Raw genomic sequence first — 8,598 nt, forward strand, 5'->3', positions numbered from 1 at the left:
CGTGCGGATCAGAACAGCTTGCCGGAGCCGGCAGCCGCGCCGGTTCGACTCAGCTGCCGGCTTCAGGCGGGCTCCCCGCCTGGAACGCGACCCGGTGCAGTGCGACCGGCCGCGGCCCGAGCTGCCGCGGCGCCCGGGTTTCGTCCTGCACGTCCTGGCTGCCGTGGCTGCCGTCCGCCGGCGCGGGCCGCTGCGGCTTGCGCGAGGCATCGCCGAGCGAGGAGTACGGGGCGTATTCCGGCACGATCGACTGCACCACCGTCTGTATGCTCACCTCGTCGCGGGAGTCGCACGCTTCGTAAAGCCGGGTCAGCTTCTCCCGCAATTCCGCTTCCTCCAGTCGCGGCTCCTCCGAGCACATGATGCGTTCGTGCGCGCTCGGCGTGACGTCCCCGCCGATCAGCAGTTCTTCATAAAGCTTCTCTCCGGGGCGCAGGCCGACGAAAGCGATCTCGATGTCGCCGTTCGGGTTCTTGCTGGTGCGCTCCACCAGCCCCGCCATCTCGATCATCGTCCTGGCCAGGTCCACGATACGCACTGGCTGCCCCATGTCCAGCACGAACACCTCGCCGCCGCGCGCCATGGCGCCGGCCTGGATCACCAGCTGCGAGGCCTCGGGGATCAGCATGAAGAAGCGGATCACATCCGGGTGGGTGATCGTGATCGGCCCGCCCGCTTCGATCTGGCTGCGGAACAGCGGAACCACCGAGCCGGAAGACCCGAGCACGTTGCCGAAGCGGACCATTGCGTAGACCGTGCGGGTACCGGGCCTGGCCGCAGCGGCCTGGAAGATCAGCTCCGCGATGCGCTTGCTCGCGCCCATCACATTGGTGGGCCGGACCGCCTTGTCGGTCGAGACCAGGACGCAGGTCTGCACGCCGAAGCGGTCGGCCATGTTGGCGATGGTGAGCGAGCCCAGCACATTGTTGCGGATGCCTTCGGGCATGTTGTCTTCGACCAGCGGAACGTGCTTGTACGCCGCGGCGTGGTAGATCGTATCGACCTGCTGGCCCTGCATCGCTGCGGCCACCGCGTTGGCGTCGCACACCGAGCCGATGCGCGCCATCAGCGGCACCCCGGGGAAGTTGCGGCGCAGGTCCTGCTCGATCATGTACAGCGCCCACTCGGAATGGTCGAACAGGATGATCTTGCTCGGCTGCTGCGAGGCGACCTGGCGGCACAGCTCGCTGCCGATGGAACCGCCTGCGCCTGTGACCATGACAACCTTGCGGTGCGTGCATTTGGCGAACAGCGCCTCGCGCGGCGGCACAGGAGCCCGTCCGAGCAGGTCTTCGAGCTTGACTTCGCGAATCGACTGCATGGTGATCTTGCGGTCTACCAGTTCCAGCAAGGTAGGCAGGGTGCGCACGCTCACTGCACACCGGTGCAGCTTGTCCAGGATCCGCTTGCGCTGCTCCGGCGATAGCGATGGTACCGCCAGCACCACTTCGTCGACGCCCAGCCGCTGCAGCTCTGTCCGCAGGCGCGAGGTATGGAACACCGGCAGATCGGCGAACGTGTGGTTGCCGAGCGAGCTATCGTCGTCGAAGAAGCAGACGGCCTCATGGTCGACGCTGGCGCGCATGGCGCTGGCAAGCTGGAAGCCGGCCTCGCCGGCGCCGTAGATGGCGACACGCCGGGTCGGATGGCCGCGGGACATGCGCCACAATTGCGTGCGGCGCACCACGGCGCGGATCAGGAAACGCGAGATCACCACGTAGGCGAAGGCGATGAACCAGTAGATCAGCAGGCCAGCGCGCGGCAGGCGGCTATCGTTGATCAGGAACGACACCGCGTAGGTCAGCCCGACCAGGGCCGCCATGCTGATGCCGGCCGCCCAGAGCACCTTCAGGTCGATATACCGCAGCACGGTTCGGTAAAGCCCGCTGAAGGCAAGTACGGGAATCGTCAGCACCGCGATGAACAGCGGCGGCAGCATCCCGTACTGCAGGATCAGCCCGGCGTCGCCGGCGCGCAGCAGCAGCGCCAGCGTGAAGCACAGCGGCAACGCAAGCAGGTCGACCGTCATCATCACGACGATCTTCTGCCGGCGCGTCAGGGACACGGGACTGGGCAAGCGCAGGCCGGTCATGGGCGCACCTCCTGCCACGTCAGCCGGACCACGCCGGTCGGCCTTGGCATCATCGCTGCTGTCCGCACGCCCTGGGACCGGCAGGGGGCGGTTTCCGCTCGAAGCATCCATATTGGTGTGTTCATGGCACGGCTCTTCTTCTTCCCGTCAGCACGTACGCCGCCCGCCGGCATGTTGCATGCCGTGGTAGTGGCGACGTTGCACCCGACACGATGTGCCGGTGTGATTCGCTTACCTTGAAAGCTATCGTGTCTGCACGGGGGGGCGCAATCAGGCTACGTGCGCTGCCGAACGCGGTTTCGGCAATGGATGGCGGGCGGCGCTGGGTGCGCAGAAACGGGTACGCATGCCTGCCGTGGGTGGGGACGCAGGCAAGCCCCGGTGCGACGATGCAGGCACTGCGGGCTAGCGGAAAAGCCACCGTCGATGCGCTGGCGGCCCGATCCGCAAGGGGCGCTCGCGCATCCGCAGAAATGGGTACGCCCGGGTGGTATGCCCCGGGCTGGCGCGTCGCTCAGTCGCGTGGCAGCGGTACGCCCAGGCCTCCTGCCGACGCACCCTCGCCAAGGTCTGCGCGCGTACCGCGCAGCAACTGCCACAGGCAGCCCGCGGTGGCGTAGAAATCGCCGGCACCGCGCGCGCCTGCGGCGCGCAGGTCGCGGCCCAGTGCGTGCGGCAGCGCCAGCAGCAGGAACAAGGCCGCCTTCACCGGGCGCCGGTGGCCGCGCCGGTAGCGCTGGCAGGCCACATACAGGCGCGCGGCGTCGCACGCCGGGCCGGCGCGCTCGGCGCGTGCCGTTAGGCGCGTTGGGGCTGTGCCAGGCAGGCGCTGGTTGACGGCGCTCGCCACCAGTTCGATGCGGTAACCTAGTTCCTGCACCGCACGGCCAGTCAGCTCGAGTTCGTCGTAGCCGCCGGCGAGCTGCTCGTCGAAGCTCGCGTGCTCGAACAGTGCGCGCGGGAACACCGCGCTGTGCAGCAGTACCGAGCGCAGGCGTTCGCCGCGCCGGTAATCCTGCGTGGGATCACCCAGGAAGGCAGGCTTGCGCGGGCGCCCCGGCTGCCCCTGGCACACCTCGGTACCGGTCAGGATCAATGGCGTTGCGCAGCCGGCCGTGGCGCGGCGGAGATGATCGTCGGCAATGCACTCGGCCATCTGCTGCAGGAAGGTCGGCCCCAGCAAGGTCTGGTCGTCGAGGAACAGCACGTGCGAGCCGGTGGCCGCGCGCAAGGCGCGATTCCGGTTGGCAGCCCTGCAGCGGCGTGGCCCTTCCAGGTAAGTGATGTCCGGATGGTCGCGGCGCATCATCTCGCGCGTGGCGTAGCCGCTGCTGTCGTCAGTGACGATCAGCTGGTGTGGCGGCATGGTGGATTCTGCGACCGCCTGCAGCGCGCGCTGCAGGCCCTCGGGATGGTCGCACGTGAGGATGCACACCGAAAAGGTGGGCAGGAAAGTGCTTGCCGGCATGGTTGACCCCTCCGATGTTCGGCGTGAAGGCTGGCACGCGCGCCGGCGCCGTCTGCGCGGGCATGGCGCGGTGCCAGTGATGCTGCTACAGCGTCTGGCCGGTGCTGCGGAAGGCCGCGTCGGCGCGCGGCGAACCAACCACGGTGCGGCTGCTGTCGCGCGTGAACGGTTCGTCGCCGCTCACCCACTCCAGCGTCGCGCCGCGCTGCAGGGCGGCGTAGACCGCTTCGCCTTTGTTGCGCACCTTGAGCCGCTGGTACAGCGTGCAGGCGTGGCTCTTCACCGTGGCCACCGAGATATTCAGCATGCGGCTGACCGTCTTGATCGGGTAGCCGCGTGCCAGCAGCACCAGCACTTCGTACTGGCGCGGCGTGATCTTGAGCATTTCCGCTTCGCCGTAGCTCGGCTCTTCCTCGGGGATCGGTACGGCACTGGCAGCTGGCGCGGGCAACGGCTGGCCCGGCCTCAGGTCGGTCAGGTCGCGCACCGCCACGGTGGCGCGCGGCGTGCTGCGCAGCGCGCTGGCGCATGAGGCGAGCGAGAGCGACTCGGTGGGCAGGCTCGCCGGCAAGGGCAGCGGCGCGGCCGAGGCAAGCGATTGCACCGCCGGCATGGCCGAACGCGAGGCGGAAGGCGTGGTCCCGGTCTCGGCCGAGAACAGCAGGCCTTGCACGCCAGAGATGGCCAGGCGGATGGCCGCCTCGATCACCGCCAGCGAGGCGGTCTTCGGCAGGCAGCCGCACACGCCGCGGGCGCTTTCCGGATTGGGCACATGCAAGGGCAGTACGTCGGCCAGGATCAGCACGCGCTGCGGCTGAAGCACGGCCTGGGCCTGTTCGAGTTGTGCCCAGCCCGGACCAAATTCGGCGGGCATGCCGAACACGAGCAGGTCTGCATGGTGGTGCCGGCTATCCAGCCTGGCAATGTCCGCGGGCGCAATGGCTGCCACCTGGGCGGATTCCTGGATGTTCTCGAGCATCTGCAACAGCCCGAGCCGGAGCAGCGGATGCTCCTCGATCAGCAACGCGTTCATTGACTTCACTCCCCGTTTACTCGGGAGCGGACTGCGGGACGCTTTGCGTATGGAGGGCAGTGCAGGACGGCAGCCACCATTGGTGTCTGACCGCGTGTGTGACCCCCATGCTTCCATGCCCCGGCAGTCCCGTTCTTCTGGATGGCACTTGTCGATGGCTGGATGGTTGACCCGAACCCGAACCCGAAAGATTCTCGCTCCTAAATCGGCTTAAATTCATCTTATGGGCTGGTTGGGTGGATTGCAAGCGAGTGGAATTGGGACGAGACAGGGTGGGAATGACAGGCCCGTCATAATCCTTTAAGAATTCACCCAAATGCGCCATGCCAGGTTCCGCAAACGCCGCCCTGGCGCTGGGTTCCGGCAGTTTCACCGATGTGACACCTGAATTTAAAATGGTTGCAGTGCTGAAACAGATCGCATTATCCGAAGCCCCCGTGAGAGGAGTTGCTAACCCCATCGTGGGGTGTACGTAATATATGGCGCATGCAGATGGCCCAATTATGAAACGGCAGCTTGATACGGTGTTCCGTAATATATCTGCGCGATTTATCACGCGCTCGGGCGCATGGCCTAATGCTTCTGGATGAGGCGTGGCTACACCCTCGGAATGAGACTTGGAAGGGCGCTGCACCGGTCTGCATCCGGTCTGCATCCGGCTTGCCACCAACTGTGTCCGCCAGGGTGGCCAGCCGGTTTCGAGCTCCTGCCGTCAGCGGGTCCAGTAGCCGGGGCGCATTACCCAGCCATGCGGTCCGCGCACCCAGCGGTCGGGCACGAAGCGGTGGCCCGGGCGCTGCGCCTGCCAGTAGCCGGGGCGCCAGTCGTAACGGCCGCGCGCGCCGACCCAGTGGCCGGGCACCCAGACCTGGCCGCGGCGTGCGGCGGGATGCGGCTCATAGCGCGGCGACGGCGGCGCATGGCCGTAGCCGTGGGCCACGGCCGTGGGATGGGCTTCTGCGGGGGCGATGAGTCCGAAGGCGCCGCCTGTGGCGAGGACGGCTGCGGCAAGCATGAGCTGGCGTTTCATGGAATGGCTCCTTGTGGGCGGTGGTTGTCGGGCAATCAGGCAATCGATCATCAATGCAGCGATCAATACCGGTCATAGTGATGGTGGTGGCGGTGCGGCGGGGCGCCCCGCGGCGGCACGACGATGCAGGCGGAAAGCAGTGCGGCCGTGGTAGACAGCAGCACGACCAGGGAAAGGGCTCGCTTCATTTCTGGGCTCCTGGCGGGATCGTGTTGGACACGGCTTCAATGTAGCGACCGGCCTCCTCGCCGCGTGCTTGCACTTGTAAGGCTGTCTCACATGGGGCTGGGCCCTGCGGAAGCGGGCGCGCGCTGCGTGGCGATGCCTGCGGCGCCTTGTGCGACAAGGCGCGCCCGATGCTGGAGCGGCACCGCGGATGGATGCAGCCAGCCCTTGGCTGGCGTAATGTGACGTTACATCGGAAATAGATCTCGCAAGCAAACGCGCGCGCCGAGGTGCCGCCAGCGTAGCGGCCTGGCTTGCAACCGCACTGCCGCCCGGACGCAGAAACGGGTACGGCCCGCGGCAATGCCGAAGGCTTGCGTCGAGTCCTTGCCGGGGCCGAGACGGTGCAGCATGCTTCAATATGGCTCGCGCAGCTGCCGGGCGGGTTCGGTACGGTGCGGGCGGGATCCCGGTACGGCTGCTGCGAGGCACTGCGCCAATGGCATGAAGCTTGCGCCGGGCGAAGTGCCAGACGGAGCCCGGTCGGGACAGGAAGCGGAATCTGACACGTGTGCTTGAAGGAGGCGCCATGCCAATCATGCTCATCGTGCTTGCCTTGCAGTTTTTGCAGGGGCTGTCGCCCCCCGCCGCGGCGCTGTTTGCGCTGCCGCAGGAACTGGAGACGCCGGATGCCATGGCCACGGTCGAAACCGCGCTGACTCGCTGACCTGCCGCCAACGGGCGGTGGCGCTCCGCATGGCTTCCATCATTCACGCCATTGTCATGGAGGCAGCATGAACCGCAGCGACGTCACCGATCTCATCATCGAAGCCAAGGTCAGGCACGGCATTACCTGGGCGCAGGTTGCCGAACGCGTCGGCCGCAGCAAGGAATGGACGACGGCCGCGTGCCTCGGCCAGATGGCCTTCGACGAGGCCGGAGCGCGTGCGGTGACGGAGATCTTCGGCCTGCCGCCCGAGGCCCAGGCCTGGCTGCGCGAGGTGCCGTACAAGGGTTCGCTGCCAACGGCGGTGCCGACCGATCCGCTGATCTACCGCTTCTACGAGCTGGTCAGCGTGTACGGCACCACCTTCAAGGCACTGATCCACGAGGAGTTCGGCGACGGCATCATGAGCGCGATCGATTTCCGCATGGACCTGCAGCGCGAATCCGACCCCAACGGGGATCGGGTGCGCATCGAGATGTCGGGCAAGTTCCTGCCCTACAAGACCTGCTAAGAAGCGCTAACCGGTATGAGCCAGCACAGGAACATCGCAGCCGAGGTCTTGGAGGCGCTTGATCAGACGGCGGATGGTTTTGGTTCGATCTTGGCGGTCGAAGTGTTCGCTGCCGAGGTCGTTGTACTCGGTGCCGTCGCGAAGCATGTGGTACGCGGCTGTGAGCATGGAAGCGGCGACGGCGAGGATGGCCTTCTTGGCGCCGCGGCGTGCCTTGATACGCAGGAACTGCGCTCGCAGGTAGCTGGTCTTGACGCGCACCGCGGCCCAGGCGGCGGTTACCAGGGTGGTCTTGATCCAGGTGCCGCTCTTGCGCACGCGGGTGGATCGGCGCTTGCCGGCACTCTCGTCGCTGCGCCGGCACAGTCCGGCCCAGGAGATCAGATGGCCGGCACTGGGGAAGCGCGACATGTCTACGCCGATCTCCGCCACCACGACGCTGGCCGTCAGGTCACTGACCCCCGGCATCGTCGTGAGCAGGCGGGCGCGCTGCCGGATCGGCGCCAGCGCTTTTCCCACGGCCGCATCCAGTTCGGCCAACGTGTGTTGCAAGGCGTCGATCACCTGCAGGTGCAGCCGCAGCATCGTGCGATGGTGGTCGGTGATGCGTCCACGCAGTGCCTCGCGCAACTCAGCGCTCTTGTTGCGCGCGGTGCCCTGGGCCAGCGCGGCCAGATGCGCTGGATCGCTCTGGCCGGCGACGATGGCATCGAGCATCGCGCGCCCGCTCTTGACCAGCACATCCGACAGGACACTGCCCAGCTTGAGGTTGGCGTCCTCCAACACCTTTTGAATGCGCAGCGAGTGCTGGGAGACCTCCCGCACGAGTTGCTTGCGAGTGCGGGTGATGTCGCGCAGTTGCTGGATCGCCTGCGGCGGCACAAAGCTCGATCGGATCACCCGTGCGCGAGCAAGTCGGCGATCCACATCGCGTCGCTGACGTCCGTCTTGCGCCCGGGAACGTTGCGAATGTGCGCGGCGTTGGCCAGTACCAACTCGAACTCGGCCTCCAGCACATGCCACACCGGCTTCCAGTACACGCCCGTGGCTTCCATCCCACGTGGGTGCAGTCGTGCTCGGCCAGCCAGTCACCCAGCTTGAGCAACTCGGCGGTGGTCGTGCCGAAGCTGCGCACCTCCTGGCGCATGGGCGGGGAGACGCACCGCACGCAGGCCACGATGGTGTCCTTGTGCACGTCCAGGCCCGCACAGCGCGTGTAGAGCACTTGCATGAGAACCTTCTGGCGATTGAAGCGCGCCGCAGGCAGTCCTCGTCATCGAACTCTACTAAGCGTGCTTCGGGGCGTCGCCGCCCTCTGCCACATTCCGGGGTGCTCGCAGGACTGCGGGTCCAACTACTGATCGGGCTTGTCGCACCAAGGGAAAGCCGACCTCGTCAGCAGCGCCAAAATTCATCCTACAACCACGCGCCATCTGTCGCCAGCCACGTCCCCCGCTTCATCCCCCGGGGGCGGGCCCGCCCGATGGCGAACTACTGAGCTTCCCAAGCCCAGCCCGTGCCTGTGCCCGGCGTTCGCGAAGAAACGACTATAAAGGGGAACGGCAGCGCCGA

General features: G+C 66.8%; 7 protein-coding genes and 1 pseudogene. 2 read left to right on the top strand and 6 right to left on the bottom strand.

The genetic code is table 11. The features are described from left to right. Window positions 1-49 precede the first annotated feature (49 nt). The 5 genes from J8I82_RS27010 to J8I82_RS39140 form a co-directional block, all read right to left on the bottom strand. Entirely contained in the window at window positions 50-2,092 is a 2,043-nt protein-coding gene (locus J8I82_RS27010) for a polysaccharide biosynthesis protein (protein ID WP_245180153.1), read from the bottom strand. Window positions 2,093-2,606: 514 nt separating this feature from the next. Then, complete coding sequence (locus J8I82_RS27015) at window positions 2,607-3,560, bottom strand: glycosyltransferase family 2 protein (RefSeq protein WP_209761896.1); 954 nt, start codon at window positions 3,558-3,560, stop codon at window positions 2,607-2,609. A gap of 85 nt (window positions 3,561-3,645) precedes the next feature. After that, entirely contained in the window at window positions 3,646-4,593 is a 948-nt protein-coding gene (locus J8I82_RS27020; protein ID WP_209761897.1) for a helix-turn-helix transcriptional regulator, read from the bottom strand. A gap of 712 nt (window positions 4,594-5,305) precedes the next feature. After that, the gene (locus tag J8I82_RS27025; RefSeq protein WP_209761898.1) at window positions 5,306-5,623 is read right to left on the bottom strand and encodes a YXWGXW repeat-containing protein; all 318 of its coding nucleotides are present in this window, start codon (window positions 5,621-5,623) and stop codon (window positions 5,306-5,308) included. A 62-nt stretch (window positions 5,624-5,685) separates the two neighbouring features. After that, window positions 5,686-5,811, bottom strand: a complete 126-nt coding sequence (locus J8I82_RS39140) for a hypothetical protein (protein ID WP_280908276.1) — start codon at window positions 5,809-5,811, stop codon at window positions 5,686-5,688. Between the two features lie 566 nt (window positions 5,812-6,377). Between J8I82_RS39140 and J8I82_RS27030 the strand changes: the two genes are divergently transcribed. Then, a complete protein-coding gene (locus J8I82_RS27030; protein ID WP_209761899.1) occupies window positions 6,378-6,515 on the top strand; it encodes a hypothetical protein in 138 nt (45 codons plus the stop codon). 67 nt (window positions 6,516-6,582) lie between these two features. Then, on the top strand, window positions 6,583-7,026 hold the full coding sequence (cynS, locus tag J8I82_RS27035; RefSeq protein ID WP_209761900.1) for a cyanase: 444 nt from the start codon (window positions 6,583-6,585) through the stop codon (window positions 7,024-7,026). A gap of 6 nt (window positions 7,027-7,032) precedes the next feature. Here cynS and J8I82_RS27040 read toward each other — a convergent pair. Continuing rightward, window positions 7,033-8,257 (bottom strand): annotated as a pseudogene (locus J8I82_RS27040) (IS110 family RNA-guided transposase). Window positions 8,258-8,598 lie beyond the last annotated feature (341 nt).

It is taken from the genome of Cupriavidus consociatus, from assembly GCF_017814975.1.
Lineage (GTDB): Bacteria > Pseudomonadota > Gammaproteobacteria > Burkholderiales > Burkholderiaceae > Cupriavidus > Cupriavidus consociatus.